The 426-nt window shown below is 75.8% G+C and carries 1 protein-coding gene; it reads left to right on the top strand.

The features are described from left to right. Positions 1-426, top strand: a 426-nt coding sequence (locus LPA54_RS39815; protein WP_267488030.1) for a molybdopterin-binding protein, incomplete at both ends; no start/stop codon positions are given.

Genomic DNA, 426 nt, shown 5'->3' with positions numbered 1-426 from the left:
GGCCGCGCGCCGCCGTCTTCGTGCTCGGTGACGAGCTGCTCGGGGAGGGGCTGCCGCACGACGGGCTGATCCGGGACGCGCTGGGCCCGCTGCTGCCGCCGTGGCTGCGCGCGCTCGGCGCGGACGTGGTCGACGTACGGCGGATCGGGGACCAGGAGGACGCCCTGCACCGGGCGTTGACGGCCTGTGACGCCGATGTCGTGGTCACCACCGGCGGCACCGCCGCGGGCCCGGTCGACCATGTCCATCCCGTCCTTGACGCTCTCGGGGCCGAACTGCTGGTGGACGGAGCCGCGGTCCGCCCCGGCCACCCCATGCTGTTGGCGCGGCTGCCGGCTCCGGGCCAGTCGCGGGGAACGCCGGACGGGCCGTATCTGGTCGGGCTGCCCGGCAATCCGCTCGCGGCCGTATCGGGTCTGCTGACGC

It is taken from the genome of Streptomyces sp. DH12 (assembly GCF_020873895.1).
GTDB lineage: Bacteria > Actinomycetota > Actinomycetes > Streptomycetales > Streptomycetaceae > Streptomyces.
The sequence above is the reverse complement of the archived record's forward strand: the minus strand, read 5'-3'. Positions and strand labels throughout refer to the sequence as shown.